19 protein-coding genes are annotated in these 20213 nt (G+C 70.2%); 13 read left to right on the top strand and 6 right to left on the bottom strand.

The window, feature by feature from the left end; all coding sequences use genetic code 11:
- Positions 1–51 precede the first annotated feature (51 nt).
- From OHA68_RS04745 to OHA68_RS04725, 5 genes are all read left to right on the top strand, one after another.
- Positions 52–1491, top strand: a complete 1440-nt coding sequence (locus tag OHA68_RS04745) for an acetyl-CoA synthetase (protein ID WP_327106517.1) — start codon at positions 52–54, stop codon at positions 1489–1491.
- A gap of 99 nt (positions 1492–1590) precedes the next feature.
- A complete protein-coding gene (locus tag OHA68_RS04740) occupies positions 1591–1848 on the top strand; it encodes a hypothetical protein (RefSeq protein ID WP_327106516.1) in 258 nt (85 codons plus the stop codon).
- Entirely contained in the window at positions 1835–2260 is a 426-nt protein-coding gene (locus OHA68_RS04735; RefSeq protein ID WP_327106515.1) for a type II toxin-antitoxin system VapC family toxin, read from the top strand. Before OHA68_RS04740 ends, OHA68_RS04735 begins: the two co-directional genes overlap by 14 nt.
- Before the next feature lie 42 nt (positions 2261–2302).
- The gene (locus tag OHA68_RS04730; RefSeq protein ID WP_327106514.1) at positions 2303–3265 is read left to right on the top strand and encodes a hypothetical protein; all 963 of its coding nucleotides are present in this window, start codon (positions 2303–2305) and stop codon (positions 3263–3265) included.
- Between the two features lie 80 nt (positions 3266–3345).
- The gene (locus OHA68_RS04725) at positions 3346–4302 is read left to right on the top strand and encodes a zinc-binding dehydrogenase (RefSeq protein WP_189136410.1); all 957 of its coding nucleotides are present in this window, start codon (positions 3346–3348) and stop codon (positions 4300–4302) included.
- Positions 4303–4604: 302 nt separating this feature from the next.
- On the opposite strand, the gene OHA68_RS04720 is transcribed toward OHA68_RS04725, so the two are convergent.
- The 5 genes from OHA68_RS04720 to OHA68_RS04700 all read right to left on the bottom strand — a co-directional run bounded on the left by OHA68_RS04720 (position 4605) and on the right by OHA68_RS04700 (position 11175).
- Positions 4605–5321 (bottom strand): PadR family transcriptional regulator, encoded by a 717-nt coding sequence (locus OHA68_RS04720; protein WP_189136411.1) that lies wholly within the window; start codon positions 5319–5321, stop codon positions 4605–4607.
- Positions 5318–6073 carry a DUF4097 family beta strand repeat-containing protein gene (locus OHA68_RS04715; RefSeq protein ID WP_327106513.1) on the bottom strand — a complete coding sequence of 252 codons (756 nt, stop codon included), beginning with the start codon at positions 6071–6073 and terminating at the stop codon, positions 5318–5320. The genes OHA68_RS04720 and OHA68_RS04715 overlap by 4 nt, the downstream gene beginning before the upstream one ends.
- Before the next feature lie 139 nt (positions 6074–6212).
- The gene (locus OHA68_RS04710) at positions 6213–6392 is read right to left on the bottom strand and encodes a DUF6104 family protein (RefSeq protein ID WP_189136413.1); all 180 of its coding nucleotides are present in this window, start codon (positions 6390–6392) and stop codon (positions 6213–6215) included.
- Between the two features lie 264 nt (positions 6393–6656).
- Positions 6657–10325: a multifunctional oxoglutarate decarboxylase/oxoglutarate dehydrogenase thiamine pyrophosphate-binding subunit/dihydrolipoyllysine-residue succinyltransferase subunit gene (locus tag OHA68_RS04705; RefSeq protein ID WP_327106512.1), complete on the bottom strand. Its 3669-nt coding sequence runs from the start codon at positions 10323–10325 to the stop codon at positions 6657–6659.
- A gap of 205 nt (positions 10326–10530) precedes the next feature.
- Positions 10531–11175: a B3/B4 domain-containing protein gene (locus OHA68_RS04700; protein WP_189136415.1), complete on the bottom strand. Its 645-nt coding sequence runs from the start codon at positions 11173–11175 to the stop codon at positions 10531–10533.
- Positions 11176–11250: 75 nt separating this feature from the next.
- On the opposite strand from OHA68_RS04700, the gene OHA68_RS04695 reads away from it, so the two are divergent.
- The 8 genes from OHA68_RS04695 to OHA68_RS04660 all read left to right on the top strand — a co-directional run bounded on the left by OHA68_RS04695 (position 11251) and on the right by OHA68_RS04660 (position 18962).
- Positions 11251–11850, top strand: a complete 600-nt coding sequence (locus OHA68_RS04695) for a winged helix-turn-helix domain-containing protein (RefSeq protein WP_327106511.1) — start codon at positions 11251–11253, stop codon at positions 11848–11850.
- Positions 11847–13184: an MFS transporter gene (locus OHA68_RS04690; protein WP_327106510.1), complete on the top strand. Its 1338-nt coding sequence runs from the start codon at positions 11847–11849 to the stop codon at positions 13182–13184. The genes OHA68_RS04695 and OHA68_RS04690 overlap by 4 nt, the downstream gene beginning before the upstream one ends.
- Before the next feature lie 35 nt (positions 13185–13219).
- Positions 13220–14278 carry an MBL fold metallo-hydrolase gene (locus OHA68_RS04685; protein WP_327106509.1) on the top strand — a complete coding sequence of 353 codons (1059 nt, stop codon included), beginning with the start codon at positions 13220–13222 and terminating at the stop codon, positions 14276–14278.
- Between the two features lie 162 nt (positions 14279–14440).
- Positions 14441–15436 carry an ABC transporter substrate-binding protein gene (locus OHA68_RS04680; RefSeq protein ID WP_327106508.1) on the top strand — a complete coding sequence of 332 codons (996 nt, stop codon included), beginning with the start codon at positions 14441–14443 and terminating at the stop codon, positions 15434–15436.
- The gene (locus tag OHA68_RS04675; protein ID WP_327106507.1) at positions 15433–16203 is read left to right on the top strand and encodes an ABC transporter ATP-binding protein; all 771 of its coding nucleotides are present in this window, start codon (positions 15433–15435) and stop codon (positions 16201–16203) included. The genes OHA68_RS04680 and OHA68_RS04675 overlap by 4 nt, the downstream gene beginning before the upstream one ends.
- A complete protein-coding gene (locus tag OHA68_RS04670; RefSeq protein ID WP_327106506.1) occupies positions 16196–17164 on the top strand; it encodes an ABC transporter permease in 969 nt (322 codons plus the stop codon). Before OHA68_RS04675 ends, OHA68_RS04670 begins: the two co-directional genes overlap by 8 nt.
- Positions 17165–17166: 2 nt before the next feature.
- The gene (locus OHA68_RS04665; protein ID WP_327109459.1) at positions 17167–18453 is read left to right on the top strand and encodes an LLM class flavin-dependent oxidoreductase; all 1287 of its coding nucleotides are present in this window, start codon (positions 17167–17169) and stop codon (positions 18451–18453) included.
- On the top strand, positions 18450–18962 hold the full coding sequence (locus tag OHA68_RS04660; RefSeq protein WP_327106505.1) for an NADPH-dependent FMN reductase: 513 nt from the start codon (positions 18450–18452) through the stop codon (positions 18960–18962). Before OHA68_RS04665 ends, OHA68_RS04660 begins: the two co-directional genes overlap by 4 nt.
- Before the next feature lie 6 nt (positions 18963–18968).
- Here OHA68_RS04660 and OHA68_RS04655 read toward each other — a convergent pair whose 3' ends face one another.
- Positions 18969–20039, bottom strand: a complete 1071-nt coding sequence (locus OHA68_RS04655) for an NAD(P)H-dependent amine dehydrogenase family protein (protein WP_327106504.1) — start codon at positions 20037–20039, stop codon at positions 18969–18971.
- Between the last annotated feature and the right edge of the window lie 174 nt (positions 20040–20213).

Raw genomic sequence — 20213 nt, 5'->3', positions numbered from 1 at the left:
ATCCGGAGTCTACTCCCCATTGACCGAACATTGTTCTGGTTAGATGGCGGAATGGATCCACGCACGCCCTGCCTCATCGGCGCCGCCCAGCGCACGGTCCGCAAGCAGCCCGGTCCCGAACCGCTCGACCTGTGGGAGGAGGAGGCCCGCGCCGCCGCCAGTGAGGCCCGGCTCCCCGTGGCGCGCCTCGACTCGATCCAGATCGTCCACACCGACTCCTGGCAGTACGACTCCCCGACCGGCAGGCTCGCCGAGCGGCTCGGCGCGACCCCGCGCCACCACGCCTACTCCAAGGTCAGCGGTACGGCGCCGCACCTGCTCATCGGCGAGGCCGCGGCCAGAATCGCGGCGGGGGAGCTCGACTCGGCCCTGGTCACCGGAGCCGAGGCGCTCGCCACCCGCCGCGCCTACCGGCAGGCCGGCGAACGGGTGCCGTGGAGCCATGCCGCCACCCCCAAGCCGCCCTACGGCTGGGAACGGCCGCCGCACCCCGCCGAGCTCGCGCACGAGCTGTTCCTGCCGGTGCACACCTACGCGATCATGGAGACGGCCCGGCGGGCGGCGCTCGGTCTCTCCCTCGAACAGGAGATGCTCGACCGGGGGCGCATGATGGCGCCGATGACCGAGGTGGCCGCCGCCAACCCGCACGCCTGGCGGCGCACCCCTCGCACGCCCGAGGAGCTGGTGACGGGCAACCGGTTCGTCGGCTGGCCGTACACCAGGAACACGGTGGCCGTGCTGGAGGTCGACCAGGCGGCCGCCGTCATCCTGGCCAGCACCGAGCTGGCCGACCGGCTCGGCGTCCCGCACGACCGGCGCGTCTACCTGCGCGGCTGGGCGTACGCCGAGGACACCTGGGAAGTCGCGGCCCGGCCCGCGCTCGGCTCGTCGCAGGCCATCGCCAGGGCGGCCACGTCGGCGTTCGCGCGAGCCGGGCTGGGGCTGGACGACATGGACGCGCTCGACCTCTACAGCTGCTTCGCCATCGCGCTGCGCCAGGCCTGCGACGCCATCGGGCTCGACCCGCTGGACCGGCGCGGGCTCACCGTCACCGGTGGCCTGCCGTACGCGGGCGGTCCGGCCAGCGACTACGTGCTGCACTCCACCGCCACGATGGCCGCCCGGCTGCTCGCCCGGCCAGGCCACGGTCTGGTCACCGGGGTCGGCATGCACCTGACCAAGCACGCCTACGCCGTCTGGTCCACCGAGCCCGGCGGCACGCTGGGCGACGGCGAGCCGGTGTTCAGAGCCGAGCCGGTGCCGATCGTCGCGGCCTACGCGGGGCCCGCGGTGGTGGCCGGCTACACGGTCGCGCACGACCGGGACGGGGCGCCGCGGAAGGGCATCCTCGTCGTCGACCTGCCGGCGGGCGGACGCGCGTACGCCCAGGTGACCCGGCAGGAGCTGATGGCCGACGCCGAGTCCCGCGAGCTGGTCGGGCAGCCGGTCGAGGTGGTGACCGACGGGGAGGTGAATGTGGCGAGCTGGTGAGGTGGCAAAGGGGCTGTAAAACCTGTGATCGTGTGACTACTATCTGCTGTTGACATTTTTATGTCGGCGGCGGACGCTGGAGTCATGCGGAGGACCACGGTGCGCATCGACGAAACGCTCCTCAACGAGGCGAAGGCGTACGCGGCACGAAACGGACGCAGTCTCAACTCAGTGATGGAGGATGCCTTGAGGCACCTCATGAACCGCTCCACCGAAATGGCGGAGCGCCCCCCGATCGATCTTCCCCTGTCCGGCGACGCCACAGGGCCGAAGCTCGCGTGGGCAGAAATCAAGGAAATGATGGAGTTCGAGGACATCGAGAGCGTCCTCGGGGAGGTGCGGCATGCGGATGCTTGACGTCAACATGCTGGTCAGTGCTCAGCGGATGGATGTCGAGCACCACGAGCCGTGTCTCGCCACCGTCAAAGAGCTGCTCGGCGGTGATGAGGCGTATGCGGTGAGCGACTTCGTCATCAATGGCTTCGTACGCATCGTCACCAACCGCCGGATACCAGGCTCCACGACCTTCGAGATAGCCAGGCGGTTCGCCGACAGTGTCCGAAACCAGCCGCATGCGGTGCTGGTTCACGCAGGCGAGCGGCACTGGGAGATCTTCACCAGGCTCTGCCGCCAGTCCGGGGCGACGGGCAAGCTGATTCCTGATGCCTATCTGGCGGCGCTCGCCATCGAGCATGGTTGTGAATTCGTGACCTATGACAAGGACTTCGCCAGGTTCGAGGGGTTGCGCTGGCGGTCCCCGCTCAACTGAACTGGGATCACGGCATAAGCCCCATATCTGGCGAGGTTGGTAGTGACCGAGCTATTCGATGTCATCGAGACGGGCGGCCGGCGGCCTCGCCGGTGGATCGGGCTGGCGGTGGTCCTGGTGCTGGTGGGAGTGCCGGTCGTCGGGCTGCTCAGCAGCCGCGACCCGATGGCCGAGCCCGCGTCCGAGCCGACTCCCGGCTCTTCTCGCACCAGCGCGGACAGCGCGCCGAGCACCAGCGGCGGACTGAACAGGGTGCTGAACGCGCCGAACGCGCTGCACGCACGGGCGCCCGACGACGGCGACATGGAGGTCCTGGACGTCGTCTTCCCTGACGGGCAGCGGGCCGAGGTGCGTTACCCGGCGAAACTGAACCTCGACCGGCTGGGGTCGCGGCCGTTCCACAGCGTGTGGGTGGACGGCCGTTACCGCCAACTCGTCGCTCCCTACAACGGCGAGGCCGAGGTGACCAAGGGCGGGAAGCCGATCAGGGAGTTCGCCCCCAACGTCACGCTCTGGCCGCGTCAGTCCGGCAGCGCCTCGTACGGGCAGGTGCTGTTGTTCGCGTTCGGGCCGTGGCGAGTGGCGATGTACGACCGCTGGCAGGGGCTGGACTTCACCGACCGGGTGGCGCTGGCCCAGCGGTTACGCGGGAAGGTGACCGGCGACGGCTACCTGACCCTGTCCGTGAAGGACACCGGGGATGTCGAGTCGGCCACGGACACCGGTTCCGGCGCGGGTCCGGTCGAGATCCGGATGGCGCGGCCGGGCGAGATCGCGATGGGGGATCCGGTCGGGCCGCAGCTCTGGTTCGGCGGCGGCACGGACGGCACGGTGATGCTGATCCCGACCCCCGACTGCAAAGAGCCCAGGACGCCGCCGCGCCCGGGCCGATGGCAAGGACGTGCGGTCAGGGACGTGTGCCGGGGCGGCATGCGCATCGGAGCCACGGGCGACGAGCGCTTCGTCACCACCGCACTCGACGGGATCCGCGTCAAGCTGAAGTGAGCCGCGCAGGCGGTCCGGGTGGGTGGGGGCGCGCCGGGTCGAGGTGAGGGAGCCGGAAGTCGCTGAAGTAGGGTGCGGCCATGTTCGCCGTTACCGTCACACAGACCGATCCCGACAACCCTCTCGCCGGGCTGACGCTCGGCGAGCGTCCGGAGCCGAAGGTTCCCGACGGATGGACGACCGTCTCGGTGCGGGCAGCCGCGCTCAACCATCACGACCTGTGGACGCTCAAAGGCGTGGGCATCAGGCAGGACCGGCTGCCGATCGTGCTCGGCTGCGACGCGGCCGGGGTGGACGAGGACGGCAACGAGGTCATCGTGCACGGCGTGATCGGCACGGGCGCCGACGAGACCCTGGACCCGAAGCGGTCGCTGCTGTCGGAACTGCACGACGGCACGTTCGCCGAACGGGTGGCCGTGCCGCGCCGCAACCTGGTGCCGAAGCCGGCCGCGCTGAGCTTCGAGCATGCCGCCTGCCTGCCCACGGCCTGGCTGACGGCGTACCGGATGCTGTTCGACAAGGCCGGGCTGGAGCCGGGCTCGACGGTGCTCGTCCAGGGGGCGGGCGGCGGGGTCGCGACCGCGGTGATCGCGCTCGGCCGGGCGGCCGGCTATCGGGTCTGGGCGACCAGCCGGTCGGAGGCCAAGCGGGAGCGGGCCAAGGAGCTGGGCGCGGACCAGGTCTTCGAGCCGGGTGCGCGGCTGCCGGAGCGGGTGGACGCGGTCATGGAGAGCGTCGGCCAGGCCACCTGGGACCACTCCCTCAAGTCGCTCAAACCGGGCGGTCGCATCGTGGTCTGCGGCGCCACCAGCGGCCCGGCCCCGGCCGCCGACCTGAACCGGGTCTTCTTCCTGCAGCTGTCCGTGGTCGGCTCCACGATGGGGACCCGCGACCAGCTCCAGCGCCTGGCGGTCTTCCTGGAGCAGACCGGGCTGCGGCCGGTCGTCGACAGGACTCTGCCGCTGACCGAGGCCCGCGACGGCTTCGCGGCGCTGCACGAGGGCGACATCTTCGGCAAGATCGTCTTCACGAACTGAGCCCAGAGGTACGAGTGCCTCCCGAACTGAGCCCAGAGGTACGAGTGCCTCCCGAACTGAGCCCAGAAGTACGAGTGCCTCCCGAATTGAGCCCAGAGGTACGAGTGCCTCCCGTGAGTGGCTGAACCCGGGCCGGGGGCGGGAGCGCGCAGGTCATCCCGTCCCGGCGGGCGCGGGTGTGGGGCGGGGCGATCGTCGGTCGTGGTCGCCGGATGGCTCGGGTGCGGCCGGCTCGGGTGTGGCCGCCTGGTTCCGCCGCCGGGGGACCAGGCGCTGCACCGGAGGGCGCAGGCCGTACCGGATCATGATCGGAGGGTGTCGCTGAGCCGGGCGGCGGCCTCGTCGAGCGTGGCGCGCAGCTCGTCGAGCTTCTCGCGGGTGATGCGGGAGTCCGACGCCTCCGCGCGCACCCGGGCGACGAAGTCGGCCAGCGCCTCACCCAGCTCGTTGTCGAGGTCCGCCCGGTTCGCGGGCGCCCCGCCCACCGTGCTCCAGACCTCGGCCCAGATCCTGCGCCACTCCCCGCTGAGCCGCTCGCCCTGGCCCTGCCACTGCTGGGCGTGCTCGCTCCACTGACGCTTCTGCTCGTCCTTGAGCCGTTTGAAGTCCTGCTTCTGGTCGCGGCCGCCGGTGCGGACGTCCTTGGCCATCCGGGTCAGCTCCTCGCGGAGCGACTTCACGGTGTCGCGTACGTCCTCCTTGACCTCGCGGGCGATGTCGCGGACGGAGGCGGAGATCTCCTCCTCCAGGTCGTCGAGCTCGTCGAGGCGGGCGTTCAGCTCGGCGCGGCCCTTGTCGGTGATGGAGAAGACCTTCTTGCCGTCGATCACCTCGTGGGTGACCAGGCCCTCCTCCTCCAGCCGCGCCAGGCGCGGGTAGATGGTGCCGGGGGAGGGGGAGTAGACGCCGAGGAAGCGGTCCTGCAGCAGGCGGATCACTTCGTAGCCGTGGCGGGGGCTCTCCTCCAGCAGCTTGAGCAGATAAAGCCGGAGCCGGCCGTGACCGAAGACAGGGCTCATTGCTTCTCCCCCTTGAGCAGGGTGACGTCGCCGGAGACGGTCGTGGCCGTCAGGGACGCCATGCCGCCACCCAGCCGGCCCGTCATCGATCTCATGGCGGGACCGCTTGATTTGGACACTTCGTCGAACGAACTGACCAGCCGGCCGGAGGTGGATCTGACCGCCACGTCCGCCTGGGTGTTCTCCGGCAGCCGGACCATGATGGCTCCGGAGACGGTGTTGAGGGTCACATGGCCGGTGGGCTTGAGTTTCAGGTCCGCGGTGATGCGCCCGGAGACGGTGTTGCCGCGCAGCCTGCGTGGGCTGCCGCCGGCGACCGTGAGCTCGCCGGAGACGCTCTTGAACGACAGGTCGCCCTCCATCGCCCGGGTCTCTACGTCGCCGGAGGCGGTCGTGGCGCTCACCTCGCCGCTCACGCCGTCGAGCACGATCTCCCCGGAGACGCTCCTGACCTGGGTCATCCGCTCGAACCCGGCGACCACGGCGGAGGCGGTGACGACTCCGGCGTTGACCGTGCAGTGCCGGGGGACGGCGAGGGTCGCCACGGTCTTGCGGCGGTCGCGGCGCAGCCAGCCGAGCAGGCCGTCCCAGGTGAGATCCTTGTAGGTGACGCTGAGCTCCCTGGAGTCCTCGTCGTAGGTCACCAGGAGCGGGGTGGCGGAGTCGAACTCGGCGACTTCGAGTGTCGGTGGGCCGTCACTGGCCAGCACGGCCAGTTTTCCGGCCACGATCCGCACGTCAAGGGCATCCACGGGTCCGAACGTGAGCTGTTCGGGCCCCTCGATCGTCCATTGCTGCATGTTTCCGCCCTTCCGGCGATATATCCCGACGTAAGACACGATATGTCGCGTCTGTCGAAAACTCAAGATGTATCGCGTTTATGGGCGGAGATCAGTCCTCGTCTTCGTCGTCGAGCCGGGCGAGCCAGGTGGCCAGCCGCTCGACCGGGGTCTCGAACTCGGGATTCAGGTCGACGAACTCGCGCAGCCGCTCGCCCAGCCACAGCAGGCTGACCTCCTCCTGGCCCCGCCGCTCGACCAGCTCCTCGATCCCCCGATCGGTGAAGTACATCGTGCTCCATTCATCATCATCCAGCGGGACGTCGACGCGCCCACCCCAAAACTCTAGCCACCACCCAGTACGGGTCCGCCGGGTGGATCCGTACAGGTCCGCGGGGTGGTGAAAGCCACCATCCCGTACGGCCCGGCGGGAGGTGCAAGCCACCATCTCGTACGGTCCGCCGGGCGGTGCAAGCCACCATCCCGTACGGTTCGTCGGGTGGGAAAGCGGTGAGCCCCCGCCAGAAGGCGAGGGCTCACCGGGGTCGTGCTCGGATCAGCCGAAGATCTGCTTCAGGATCTCCTCCAGCTCGGCGTCGTGGGCGGCGTGCGAGCCGGCCGCGGGCGAGCTGTTGGCGGGCCTGGAGACGCGCCGCAGCGGGCGGCCGTCCAGCAGCTGCGGGTCCTCCGCCAGCTTGAGCGCCAGGTAAGGCCACGGCCCCATGTTGGTCGGCTCGTCCTGTGCCCAGATCAGCTCGACCTGAGCCCCGTAGCGGGCGAGCTCGGCGTTGAGCTCCTCCGCCGGGTAGGGGTAGAGCCGCTCGATACGGACAAGGGCGACATCGTCCCGGCCCGAGGCCTCGCGCCCGGCGAGCAGGTCGTAGTAGACCTTGCCGGAGCACAGCACCACCCTGGTGACCTTGCCGGGGTCGACCGTGGTGTCGCTGATCACCGGCTGGAAGGTGCCGGAGGTGAAGTCCGCCGCCTTCGAGGTCGCCTTCTTGTGCCGCAGCAGCGACTTGGGCGTGAAGACCACCAGCGGCTTGTGCCTGCCGGACTCCACCTGCCAGCGCAGCAGGTGGAAGTGGTTGGCGGGCGTGGTGGGCTGCGCGACGGTCATGTTGTCCAGCGCGCAGACCTGCAGGAAGCGCTCGATGCGGGCCGAGGAGTGGTCGGGACCCTGACCCTCGTAGCCGTGCGGCAGCAGCAGCACGACCCCCGAACGCTGACCCCACTTCTGCTCACCGGACGAGATGAACTCGTCGATGATCGTCTGGGCGCCGTTGACGAAGTCGCCGAACTGCGCCTCCCACGCCACCAGGGCGTCGGGACGCTCCACGCTGTAGCCGTACTCGAAGCCGAGCGCCGCGAACTCGCTGAGCAGCGAGTCGTAGACGTAGAACTTCGTGGTGCCCTCGTTGAAGGTCTTGAGCGGCGTGTGCTCAGCACCCGTGACCCGGTCCACCAGCACGGCGTGCCGCTGGGTGAACGTGCCGCGCCGGGAGTCCTGGCCGACCAGGCGGACCGGGTGCCCGTCGATCAGCAGTGCCCCGAACGCGAGCGTCTCGCCCATGCTCCAGTCGATCGTGTCCTGCTCCACCATCTGACCGCGGCGCTGCAGCACCGGCGCCAGGCGCGGGTGCGGCGTGAAGCCCTCGGGCAGGTTGAGCTGGGTGTCGACGATGCGCTTGAGCGTCTCGTCGCTGATCGCGGTGGGCGTGTCGTCGTGCGACCACTTGACCACCTCGGTCGGCGGCACCCGCATCGCGCCCGCCTCAAGCGGCTTCTTCGCCGCCTCGCGGGTCTCGGTGAAGGCCTGCTCCAGCTTGGCCTGATAGTCGCGCAGCGCCGACTCGGCCTCTTCGACCGTGATGTCGCCCCGGCCGATCAGCGCCTCGGTGTAGAGCTTGCGGGTCGAGCGCTTGGCGTCGATCAGGTCGTACATCAGCGGCTGGGTGAAGGCGGGGTTGTCGCCCTCGTTGTGGCCGCGGCGGCGGTAGCAGATCAGGTCGATGACCACGTCCTTGCGGAACGTCCTGCGGTATTCGTAGGCGAGCTCGCCCACGCGCACCACGGCCTCGGGGTCGTCGCCGTTGACGTGGAAGATCGGCGCCTGGATCATCCGGGCCACGTCGGTCGCGTAGACCGAGGACCTGGAGGAGGCCGGCGAGGTGGTGAAGCCCACCTGGTTGTTGACCACCACGTGCACGGTGCCGCCGGTGCGGTAGCCGCGCAGCTGCGACAGGTTGAGCGTCTCGGCCACGACGCCCTGGCCCGCGAAGGCCGCGTCGCCGTGGATGAGGACCGGCAGGACGGTGAAGCCCTCCTCGCCGCGCTCCAGCAGGTCCTGCTTGGCGCGGACGACGCCCTCCAGCACCGGGTTGACCGCCTCGAGGTGCGAGGGGTTGGCCACCACCGAGGCGCTGATGGTCTTGCCACTGGGCGCGGTGAAGGTGCCGCTGGCGCCGAGGTGATATTTGACGTCGCCGGAGCCGTGCGCGGTGCGCGGGTCGAGATTGCCCTCGAACTCGCCGAAGATCTGGGCGTAGGACTTGCCCACGATGTTGGCGAGCACGTTGAGCCGGCCGCGGTGGGCCATGCCGATGACGACCTCGTCGAGGTCCTCGTCGGCCGCGTCGCTGATCACCGAGTCGAGCAGCGGGATCAGGGACTCGCCGCCCTCCAGCGAGAAGCGCTTCTGGCCGACGAACTTCGTCTGCAGGAACGTCTCGAACGCCTCGGCGGTGTTGAGCCTGCTCAGGATGTTGAGCTGCTCGTCACGGGCGGGGGGAGAGTAGGGCTTCTCCACCCGTGCCTGGATCCAGGCCCGCTCCTCGGGGTTCTGGATGTGCATGTACTCGATGCCGACGGTGCGGCAGTAGGAGTCACGGAGCACACCCAGGATCTCGCGGAGCTTCATCAGCGCCCGGCCGCCGAAACCGCCGGTGGCGAACTCGCGCTCCAGGTCCCACAGCGTCAGGCCGTGCGACTGGATGTCGAGGTCGGGGTGCTTGCGCTGCTTGTATTCCAGCGGGTCGGTCTCGGCCATGAGGTGGCCGCGTACCCGATAGGCGTGGATCAGCTCGATGACGCGCGCCGACTTGGCGACGTCCTCGTCGTGCGAGGCGGAGATGTCCCGCACCCAGCGGACCGGCTCGTACGGGATCCGCAGCGCCTCGAAGATCTCGTCGTAGAAGCCGTCCTCGCCGAGCAGCAGCCGGTGGATCGTGCGCAGGAAGTCGCCCGACTGGGCGCCCTGGATGATCCGGTGATCGTAGGTGCTGGTCAGCGTCATGACCTTGGAGACGGCCAGGCGCGAGAGCGTGTCGGGGGAGGCGCCCTGGTATTCGGCGGGGTATTCCATCGCGCCCACGCCGATGATCGTGCCCTGACCGGGCATCAGGCGCGGCACGCTGTGCACGGTGCCGATGGTGCCGGGGTTGGTCAGCGAGATCGTGGTGGAGGTGAAGTCGTCGACGCCGAGCTTGCCGGAGCGCGCCTTGCGGACCACTTCCTCATAGGCCATCCAGAACTGCCGGAAGTCCATCTCCTCCGCGCCCTTGATGGAGGGCACGAGCAGTTGGCGCTCGCCGTTGCTCTTCTGCACGTCGATGGCCAGGCCCAGACCGACGTGCTCGGGCTTGACCAGGGTCGGCTTGCCGTCGACCTCGGTGAAGGAGAAGTTCATCTCCGGCATGGTCCGCAGCGCCCGGACGATCGCGTAACCGATCAGGTGGGTGAAGGAGACCTTGCCGCCGCGACCCCGCTTGAGGTGGTTGTTGATCACAATGCGGTTGTCGATGAGCAACTTGGCCGGGATGGCCCGGACACTGGTCGCGGTCGGAACCGACAGCGAGAGGTCCATGTTGGCGGCTGTGCGAGCCGCCGCTCCGCGCAGCTTGATCTCCTCGGCGCCCTTGGGCACCGGGGTGGAGGGCTGCTTGGGCTTGTCGGCAGGCACTTTGTCGGTCGCAGGCTTAGGGGGAGCAGGCGCCGCCTTGGGCGGTGCCTTGGCGGGTGCGGGCGCGGTTGCCGTGCCGTTCGCCGCCTCCCTGGCCGGGGTGCGGCCCGGTCCGTAGTCAGGGTTGTAGTCAGCGAAGAAATTCCACCAGGCCTTGTCAACAGACTCGGGGTCCTGGAGATATTTCTGGTACAGCTCGTCGACAAGCCACTCGTTCTGACCAAAGCTTGCCAGCGGGTTTGTCCGCGACGACTCAGACGACACGGCGGAAATCGCCCTCTTCCGCAGATCGGTTTTGATGTTAGAGAACCTGTCCAAGGCTACTCGCATGGATTGGCGGCGCGCGCCCGGGAGGCTATGCCGCCTCGCCTGATCCTCTCAGGACTGTTCAAAGAGGTCACGCCCCCCCTAGCCAACGCTGGTGTCCCCGGCAAGGTCACTGTTCGGTATCAACAGTGGGGCGGGAGGTTTAGTTCCCTCTAACCACGAGCCGGGTGGCGATGCGGGCCTCCGGCGAGAGCCGTGTCAGCAGGTCCGCCAGCTCCTCGCCCGCCTCCTTCAGCTCCTCCAGTGACATCGGCTCCAGCCGCTCCAGGAGGAACAGGGCGTTGGTCGTCTCCTCGACGAGCCGGGTGCGGGCCACCTGGCGCCAGTTCCACCTGCGGCAGGTGACGCCCGTGTCGTCGCGCCAGATCACCTCGCCCGGCTCCGGCTGCCCGAGCGCCTCCTCCGACGCCTCGTCGCCCACGGCCCTGATCAGCCGCGCCGGGCCCGCGTAGCGGTCGAGGTCCTCGCCACCGATGGGCAGCGCGTGCTTCACGCTGACCGCGTTGTAGGCGTCGACCACCTGGTTGATCTCCGGCAGCGGCAGCCGGCGGGTCAGCGCGTCGACGGACGGCCGGGTCCGCTGCGGCTTGGCGCCGAAGGCGCGGTAGGCCTCCTTCCAGGCGTCGATCTTCTCGGGCTGCGGGGCCCGCTCGGCGGCCTCGGTCAGCAGGGCGCGCGACCAGTCGTCGGTGGGGCCGTTACGCAGGCCGCGCGCGGTCATCGCGAGCACGGCGAAGTCGGGACGGAGCGCGAAGACGGCTTCGTCCACCCAGATGTCGTCAAGCATGCCTCCAGTTTATGAGCCCGGGGAAATCGCAGAATTCCCTTTGCAAAATTGTCTTTGCGGTCTACCGTGGGGCGTATGGAGGAAGCCTTCAAGATCAGTGATCCCCGGGTGCTCAAGGTGGTGGCGCACCCGCTCCGGGTGCGCCTGCTCGGCCTGCTGCGCGCCGACGGCCCCGCGACGGCCAGTGAGCTCGGCCGCACGGTGGGCGAGAGCTCCGGCTCGACCAGCTATCACCTGCGTGAACTGGCCAAGTTCGGCTTCATCGAGGAGGATCCGGAGCGTCGCGACGGCCGTGAGCGCCGCTGGCGGGCCCGGCACCGCTACACCTCCTGGGACACCGACGAGATGTCGGCGACGGCCGAGGGGCGAGAGGCCGTCAAGATCATGCAGCTGCGCCAGGTGGCGGTGCTGGAGCAGGTGGTCCAGTCCTACGACCTCGCGGGCCGGTCGGCGGAGTGGCTTCAGGCCGCGGGCATGAGCGACTACTGGGTCACGCTGCCGGCCTCGGCGCTGAAGGAGCTCATGGACCGGCTGGAGGAGCTGATCCACGACCTCGAGGCTCGCCACGCCGGCTCGCCGGGCGCCGAGCAGGTCCACCTCTGGGTCGCGGGCTTCCCTCGCGGCCGTACGACCGAGGAAAGCGCGTCCGGTGAGAGTCGGGAGGACGGTCGATGACCGCCCGGTCGGCGGTGCGCCGCTACATGCTCGTCACCTTCCTGACCTGGCTCCCGATGGGCCTGATGCTGCCCGTCATGGTCCTGCTCATGACCGAGCGAGGTCTCAGCCTGGCTCAGATCGGCCTGTGCGTGACGGTGTTCTCGCTCGTCACCATCGGCCTGGAGCTGCCCACGGGTGGCCTGGCCGACGTGCTCGGGCGACGGGTGCTGCTGGCCGCCTCCGCCGTGTTCACCCTCGCCGCGCTGATCCTCCTGGCGGTGTCGACCACGCTCTGGATGTTCCTGGTGACCGGCGTGATCAAGGGTGTGGCCAGGGCGTTGTCCAGCGGCCCCGCCACCGCCTGGTACGTCGACACGCTGCACGAGCTCGAAGGCCGCGACGCCGATCTCAGGCCGGGACTGGCCAGGGGAGGCGTGATGGAGTCGGTGGCCCTCGCCGTCGGCGTGCTGGTGGGCGGGTTCGCGCCGCTGCTGATCCCGCCGGGCGGCGTCGTGGCGTCAGGTGTGCTGGTGCCGCTGTCCGCGCCGCCCCTCATGGGCGCGGTGGCCGCCGGTGTCCTGCTGGTCGTGGCGCTGGTCGCGCTGCCCGAGCCGGCTCATCGGCGCCGCTCGCTCGGCTCGGTGCTGCGGGACGTGCCCGCCACGATCGGCGAGGGCGTGCGGCTGGCCGTGGCGGGTCCGGTGCTGCGCCGCCTGATGCTGGCGACAGCGGGGGCGGGCGTCGCGCTGACCGCCGTCGAGCTGCTCACCCCCGGACGGCTCGCCGAGCTGGCCGGTACGGCGGAGCAGGGGAGCACGGCCTATGCCGTGGTCGCGGCCCTCGGGTTCGCGGGCAGTGCGGCGGGCAGCGCGCTGGCGCCCGGTGCGGCCCGCATGGCGGGTGGTCCGGCGGGCGGTTCGGTACGGGGCGCGGTGGCGGGGACCGTGCTGACCGCGCTCTCGGTCGGGGCGCTGGCCGCGACGGCGGGGCTCACCGGTTCGGCGGGGCTCGTCAGCGCCGGGGTGGCCTACGTCGTGCTGTTCGCCGGGCTCTCGGTGGCCGGACTGCTCTGCCTGGAGATGACCCACAACGCGGTCGGCGCCGCCCAGCGCACCACGATCACCTCGACCGGCTCGCTGGCGATCCAGTCGGGCGGGGCCCTGTCCAACCTGGTCTTCGGCGCGCTGGCCACCGGAGCCGGGACGGCCGCCGCCTGGTGGACGGCCGCGGTCATGATCCTCGCCTCCGCGCTGGTGTTCGTCCGGATGCCGGTGGGGCCGCGCCCGCGACCTGCCATGGTCCAGGAGGGGTCCGGACGCCCGGCTTCCGGGCCCGTTGCCCGACCCCAGTAGAACATCGTTCCAGAACAGCAGGCAGAATCTTCCGCATGGCTAAGTTCGTGGTGACCCCGTCCAATGAAGACCAGCGTGCCGCCTGGATCGGCGGGAAGGTGCCGGAGGTCGAGCGGGTGCGGCCCGGCCTGTGGTCGATCCCGGTGCCGATTCCGGTGAACCCGCTGAGGTACGTCCTGGTCTACGCGCTGGAGGTGGACGACGGCGTGGCGATCGTGGACGCCGGGTGGAACACCGACGAGGCCTACGACGCGCTGGTCGCGGGGCTCGGGGTGGCCGGTTACGCGATCACCGACGTGAAGGCCGTCCTGGTCACCCACATCCATCCCGACCATTACGGCCTCGCCGGGCGGGTCCGGGAGATGTCCGGCGCGTGGATCGGGCTGCACCCCGCCGACGCGAGCCTTGTGCACGAGCGTTATGACGACAGCACCATCGAGTCGATGGTGGACAAGCAGCGGGTGATGCTCGACCGGTGCGGGGTGCCGCCGCAGACCGCGGAGGAGCTGGCGAGCTCGTCGATGATGATCCGGCACATGGTGTCGATGGCCAAGCCGGACCGGCTGATCGAGGACGGCGACCGGCTCGACCTGTCCGGCTGGGACCTGCGGGCCATCTGGACGCCCGGCCACTCGCCGGGCCACCTGTGCTTCGTCTCGCCCTCCAGGAAGCTGCTGTTCTCCGGGGACCACGTCCTGGCGAAGATCACGCCGATGGTGGCGGTGCACCCGCAGTCCGCGCCGAACCCGCTGGCCGACTACCTCGACGCGCTGACCGCCGTACGTGAGCTGGACGTGGAGGAGGTGCTGCCCGCGCACGAGTACCGGTTCCTGGAGTTGCGGGGGCGGGTCGACTACGTGATCGCGCACCACGGCGAGCGGCTGGGCGAGATCGAGCAGGTGGTCGCCGAGGCGAACGGGGTGACCTGCTGGGAGGCGGCCACCAGGCTGACGTGGTCACGGCCCTGGGAGACGATCCCGCCGTTCATGCGGCGCGCGGCCAACAACGAGACGCTGGCGCACCTGGTGTGGCTGGAGGCGCAAGGGCGGGTGCGCCGGGAGCCGGGCGATCCGGAGCTCTGGCATTCCATGTAAATCCTGTAGGAAATGTTGACTTTGTGGATCGGGCTGCGTAGCGTCGAACGCATGAGCCCGGTTCTCACCCGGCGCGCGCATGTCGATAACTGCCGCGTCATCAGCGCACAGTGTCACTGATCACGACCCGGTCCTGTCCCATCACCGTTTGAGGACATTCTCGTGATCAAACATGCCATTTCCCTCGTCTCACTACTCGCTGTCACGGCCTGCGGCACCGCCCAGGGCTCCGCGGAGACGCAGGAGCTGCGTTACCAGGGCAGCGTCGGCGCCGTCACTTTCCCTGAGCTGGCCGAAGATCTCGGCTACCTCGCTCCCGTCAAGCTCAAGTGGATCGGCAACACCACCAGCGGACCCCAGGACATCCAGGCCGCCGCCACCGGGCAGACCGACTTCGGCGGCGCCTTCAACGGCGCCGTCGTCAAGCTGATCGCCGCCAAGGCCCCGATCAAGGCGGTGATCAGCTTCTACGGCAGCGACAAGGACGTCAACCAGGGCTTCTACGTGCCGGACGACAGCCCGATCCGCGGACCCCGGGACCTGATCGGCAAGAAGGTCGGCATGAACACCCTCGGCGCCCACGCCGAGGCCGTGCTGAAGGAGTACCTCACCCGCGGCGGCCTGACCCCCGCGCAGATCCAGCAGGTGGAGCCGGTCGTCGTGCCCCCGGTCAACCTGGAGCAGGGCCTCCGCCAGGGGCAACTCGACGTCGCCGTGCTCAGCGGGGTGCTGCGTGACAAGGCGGTGGAGCGCGGCGGCATCAGGCCGCTGTTCAACGACGTCGGCCTGTTCGGCGACTTCTCCGCGGGCACGTACGTGCTCACCGAGCGCTTCATCGAGCGCAATCCCGGCACCGCCAAGAAGTTCGTCGAGGCCACCGCCAAGGCCATCCACTGGGTGCAGACCCACGACCGGGCGGAGGTCGTGGCCAGGTTCCGGCAGATCATCGCCGAGCGCGCCAGGAACGAGGACACCAAGACGGTCGGCTACTGGAAGAGCGGCGGCGTGGCCGGCACCGGCGGGGTGATCGCGCCGGAGGAGTTCCAGCGGTGGATCGACTGGCTGGAACGCGCCGGTGACATCGAGCCCGGCCGAATCAAGGCCGCCGACGTCTACACCAACGCCGACAACCCCTTCGCCGAGGAAGGCACCCGATGAAGATCGAGCTCTTGGACGTCACGAAGGAGTTCCCGGTCCGCGACTCCGGCACCCCCTTCACCGCCCTGTCCGGCGTCTCGCTCTCCGTCGCCGGCGGCGAGTTCCTCACCCTCGTCGGGCCCAGCGGCTGCGGCAAGTCCACCCTCCTCGACCTCCTGACCGGCCTGTCCACCCCCACTCGGGGCGAGATCAGGCTGGACGGCGTCCCCGTCACCGGTCCCGGACTCGACCGGGGCATCGTCTTCCAGCAGTACGCCCTGTTCCCGTGGCGTACCGCGCTGGCGAACGTGGAGTTCGGCCTGGAGGCCAAGGCCGTCCCCCGGCGTGAACGCCGCGAGCTGGCCGGGCACTACCTGGACCTGGTGGGCCTGACCGGCTTCGCCGAGCGCTACCCGCACGAGCTGTCCGGCGGCATGCGGCAGCGGGTCGCCATCGCCAGGAGCCTCGCCTACGACCCGGCCGTGCTGCTCATGGACGAGCCGTTCGCCGCGCTGGACGCCCAGACGAGGGAGTCGCTGCAGGAGGAGCTCCTGCGCATCTGGCAGGCCACCGGCAAGACCGTCGTCTTCATCACCCACGGCATCGACGAGGCCGTCTACCTGGGGCAGCGGGTCGCCGTCATGACACCGGCGCCCGGCCGCATCCGTGAGGTGGTCGAGGTGTCGTTCGACTCCCGCGAGGGCGACCTGCGCGGCACCGCGCGGTTCGGCGAGTACCGGCACGCCATCTGGTCGCTGCTGCGCGAGGAGGCGGTCCCCGTTGCCTAGGCCATCGCAGGGCGCGGGCGGCCTGGCCCTCTCGGCGCTGGACGACTCAGCGCTGGACCATTCGGTGCCGGACTATTCGGTGCGGGACCACCCAGTGCAGGACCACTCAGTGCAGGACGACGACTCGCCGCGCGGCGCATCCGGACCGGCCGCCCCGTCGGCTGCTCGGCCACGACCGCCGGAGCGGGCGGGACGCGGCCGCCGGGCGCTGGCCGCCGGGCGGCGCGCCTCCCAGACGGCGGCCCTGCTCCTGCTGGCCGCCGTCTGGGAGATCCTGCCCAGGCTCGAAGTCGTCGACCCGACCTTCCTGCCGCCGCTGAGCGAGGTGCTCCTCGCCTGGGCCGAGCTGCTCAGGTCCGGGGAGCTGGCCGACCACGCCGGCGCCTCGCTGGCCAGGTCGCTGGCCGGATTCGGGCTGGCCATCGTGCTGGCCGTCCCGCTCGGGCTGCTCATCGGCTGGTACCGGCCCGTCGCGCAGTTCCTCGGCCCGGTGCTGGAGCTCTTCCGCAACACCGCCGCGCTGGCCCTGCTGCCGGTCTTCGTGCTCATCCTCGGGCTGGGCGAGACGTCGAAGGTGTCGATCATCCTGTACGCCTGCGCCTGGCCGATCCTGCTCAACACCGTCGCGGGGGTGAAGGGCGTCGACCCGTTGCTGATCAAGTCGGCGACGTCCATGGGGCTCAAGCCGTACAGGCTCTTTCAGAAGGTGATCCTGCCCGCGGCGGTGCCCACCATCTTCACCGGCGTCAGGCTGGCCGGCGCCTACTCCATCCTCGTCCTCGTCGCCGCCGAGATGGTGGGGGCCAAGGCGGGGCTCGGTTACCTCATCAACTACGCGCAGTTCAACTTCCGGGTGCCCGACATGTATGCGGGGATCATCACGATCTCGGCGCTCGGCCTGCTGTTCAACCTGCTTCTCGTGCGCCTGGAGCGGCGCTTCTCCACCTGGAGGACCACGTGACCATGCATCTGAACGCCTTCCTCATGGGGGTAGGCCACCACGAGGCGGCCTGGCGGCATCCCCTGACCGAGCCGCGCCACGTCACCGACCTGCGCCACTTCCAGGAGCTCGCCACGATCGCCGAGCGCGGCAAGCTCGACTCGGTGTTCCTCGCCGACGGCCTGGCCCTGCTGGGCAACGTCCGGCACAACGCGCTCGGCGGGTTCGAGCCGCTCACGCTGCTGGCCGCCCTGGCCGCGGTCACCGACCACATCGGGCTGATCGCCACCGTGTCCACGACGTACAACGAGCCCTTCCACGTGGCGCGCAAGTTCGCCTCGCTGGACCACATCAGCGGCGGCCGGGCCGGCTGGAACATCGTGACCTCCTCGGGCGCGGCCGAGGCGCGCAACTTCGGCCGGGAGCGCCCCGCGCACGGCGAGCGCTACCAGCGGGCGGAGGAGTTCCTGCACGTGGCCACGGCGCTGTGGGACAGCTGGGAGCCCGGCGCGGTGCTGACCGACCGGGGGAGCGGCGTCTACGCCGACACCTCGCACATCAGGCCCATCGAGCACGTCGGCGACCACTTCAGGGTCCAGGGGCCGTTGAACATCCAGCGCTCGCCGCAGGGCCGGCCGCTGCTCGTCCAGGCGGGCTCCTCGCAGGACGGCAAGGAGTTCGCCGCGAAGTGGGCCGAGGCGGTGTTCACCGCGCAGCAGACCCTGGGGGACGCCCAGGAGTTCTACGCCGACCTCAAAGGACGGCTGCCGGCGTACGGGCGGCAGCCGCACGAGCTGAAGATCCTGCCCGGCATCTCACCCGTCATCGGCGGCACCGAGCGCGAGGCGCGCCGCCTGGAGAAGGAGCTCGAAGAGCTCATCGTGCCCGCCTACGGGCTGGGGCAGCTGTCCACCATGCTCGGCGTGGACCTCACCGGACTCCCACTGGACGGGCCGCTGCCCGACGTGGAAGCCGACCCGGACGGGCAGCAGAGCCGGGTCAAGCTGATCAAGGACCTGGCCGGGCGCGGCGGGCTCACGATCCGCCAGGTGATCGCCAAGCTCGCGGGCGGACGCGGCCACCGGGTGGTCGTCGGCACGCCCGAGCAGATCGCCGACCAGCTCCAGGAGTGGTACGAGAACGGCGCGGCCGACGGATTCAACGTGATGCCCCCGTACCTGCCCGGCGGCCTGACCGACTTCGTCGAGCAGGTGGTGCCGGAGCTGCAGGTGCGCGGGCTGTTCCGCAGGGAGTACGGAGAACGGACCTTGCGCGAGCGCTACGGACTCGGACTGGCGGTGGCCTCATGAGCATCGTGACCGTGGTGGGCAACCCGCGCGCGGGCTCGCGCACCCTGGACGCGGCCGTGGCCGCCACCGACGCCGTCGCGGCCCGGCTGGGGCACTCCGGCAGCCGGGAAGTCGTCGACCTGTCCGCGCTCGCGCCGGTGCTCCTGCACCCCGGTGCGCACGCGGCGCTGGAGCTCGCGTTCGAGCAGCTGGCGGCGGCCCGGGTGGTGGTGCTGGCCAGCCCCACCTACAAGGCCACGTACACGGGGCTGCTGAAGGTGTTCCTCGACCGGCTCCCGCCGGGCGCGCTCTCCGCCACGGCCGCGCTGCCGATCCTGGTCATGGGCGACGCCCGGCACGCGCTGGCGGTGGAGGTGCACTTCCGGCCGCTGCTGGTCGAGCTCGGCGCGTTCGTGCCCACCCCCGGCCTGGCCCTGCTGGAGTCGGAGCTCCCCGGCGGTGAGCGCCTCACCCGCTGGGCGGACCAGGTCGGCCCGCAGCTCACCGCCTGGGACGCGGCCCTGACCTGAGGCGCTTCACGCCAGGCGGATCAGGCCGCGGCCGGTCGGGAGGGGGAGGTCCAGCAGGGTGCGGATGCCGGGCGGGGCGGCGCAGACGGCGGGGATGGTGTTGACCGCGTGCGCCGCCGCGGCGGTGAGCCCGTGGCTGACGTCCTCCACCCGCACCGACAGCTGCGGCACGCCCTCGATGTGCAGCGCGAAGCCGGGCTCCGGCCAGCGGGTGGTCTGGGCGGAGTCGGCCTTGTAGACCACCTCGACGGTCATGAAGGGCCGGCCGCACACCAGCCCGGAGAAGACCCAGCGGGAGGCGCAGACCGTCCCTTCGCGGACCGGCCCGGCGGCGATCTCGAACGCGCGGGCGGCGACCTCGAACTCGTCGGTCTCCGCCACCTCGTCCAGCCGTACGTCCAGCGCGTCGGCGACCAGCTGCACGCTCTCGGCGAAGAGCATGCGCTGGAACGCCCGGAAGGGCCGGACCATGGCGGCGTAGTCCCCGGCCGGGCGGGTGAACCCGATCAGGTCCACGACGACCTGGCGGGAGGGGTGCCCGCGCAGGTCGGACGACTCGCGTACGTAGATGTGGTCCACCCGGTCGGACAGGCCGGTGAGGGCCAGCGGCAGGAAGTCGCACATGAAACCGGGGTTGATCCCGGTGCCGTGCAGGGTGGTGCCGCCCTGGTCGCAGGCGGCCTCGATGCTGGCGACGACGGCGGGGCCGTAGGACTTGGGATAGACGAAGCCGGTGGTGGTGATGACGTTCTTGCCCGAGGCCAGCAGGGCGCAGATGGTCTTCAGGTCGGCGGACTGGTCGGAGCCGAAGTAGGCGGCGGGCAGCGGCATGTGCAGCACGCAGTCGGCGTCCATGGCCATGATCCGGCCGGTGTCGCCGGTGCAGACGACTCCCGTACGGGACAGGCCGGCCACCTCGCCCGCGTCCTTGCCGATCTTGTCCGGGTCGTGCACGAGGACCCCCGCCAGCTCCAGCGACGGCCTGCCGATGACGCTGCGCAGCGCGTAGCGCCCGACGGCGCCGGTGGCCCACTGGACCACGCGAAGAGGGCCGCGATCTGGGCGAGGTGCGGGCATGTCCGGCCTCCCGGCCCGGTGTGGAGGGCGGCAGGATGGTGCGGAACGCCGCCCGTGCGAGCCCAGAACACTAGCAGAAGAAGACCCGATCGATCACTATCCGCGACGATCAGTCACCTTGCCGCCCGGCCGGGTTATGGTGCTCGTACTAGAATGTTGTTCGCCTGGTGGGAG

It is taken from the genome of Nonomuraea glycinis (genome assembly GCF_035920485.1).
GTDB classification, from domain to species: domain Bacteria; phylum Actinomycetota; class Actinomycetes; order Streptosporangiales; family Streptosporangiaceae; genus Nonomuraea; species Nonomuraea glycinis.
The sequence above is the reverse complement of the archived record's forward strand: the minus strand, read 5'-3'. Positions and strand labels throughout refer to the sequence as shown.

Bases quoted from the DNA above. Each gene is read 5' to 3' on its own strand.
- OHA68_RS04675 (WP_327106507.1), top strand. From the start codon at position 15,433: ATGAAGATCGAGCTCTTGGACGTCACGAAGGAGTTCCCGGTCCGCGAC.
- OHA68_RS04745 (WP_327106517.1), top strand. From the start codon at position 52: ATGGATCCACGCACGCCCTGCCTCATCGGCGCCGCCCAGCGCACGGTC.
- OHA68_RS04685 (WP_327106509.1), top strand. From the start codon at position 13,220: ATGGCTAAGTTCGTGGTGACCCCGTCCAATGAAGACCAGCGTGCCGCC.
- OHA68_RS04660 (WP_327106505.1), top strand. From the start codon at position 18,450: ATGAGCATCGTGACCGTGGTGGGCAACCCGCGCGCGGGCTCGCGCACC.
- OHA68_RS04735 (WP_327106515.1), top strand. From the start codon at position 1,835: ATGCGGATGCTTGACGTCAACATGCTGGTCAGTGCTCAGCGGATGGAT.
- OHA68_RS04655 (WP_327106504.1), bottom strand. From the start codon at position 20,039: ATGCCCGCACCTCGCCCAGATCGCGGCCCTCTTCGCGTGGTCCAGTGG.
- OHA68_RS04720 (WP_189136411.1), bottom strand. From the start codon at position 5,321: ATGAGCCCTGTCTTCGGTCACGGCCGGCTCCGGCTTTATCTGCTCAAG.
- OHA68_RS04710 (WP_189136413.1), bottom strand. From the start codon at position 6,392: ATGTACTTCACCGATCGGGGGATCGAGGAGCTGGTCGAGCGGCGGGGC.
- OHA68_RS04690 (WP_327106510.1), top strand. From the start codon at position 11,847: ATGACCGCCCGGTCGGCGGTGCGCCGCTACATGCTCGTCACCTTCCTG.
- OHA68_RS04695 (WP_327106511.1), top strand. From the start codon at position 11,251: ATGGAGGAAGCCTTCAAGATCAGTGATCCCCGGGTGCTCAAGGTGGTG.
- OHA68_RS04665 (WP_327109459.1), top strand. From the start codon at position 17,167: ATGCATCTGAACGCCTTCCTCATGGGGGTAGGCCACCACGAGGCGGCC.
- OHA68_RS04725 (WP_189136410.1), top strand. From the start codon at position 3,346: ATGTTCGCCGTTACCGTCACACAGACCGATCCCGACAACCCTCTCGCC.
- OHA68_RS04700 (WP_189136415.1), bottom strand. From the start codon at position 11,175: ATGCTTGACGACATCTGGGTGGACGAAGCCGTCTTCGCGCTCCGTCCC.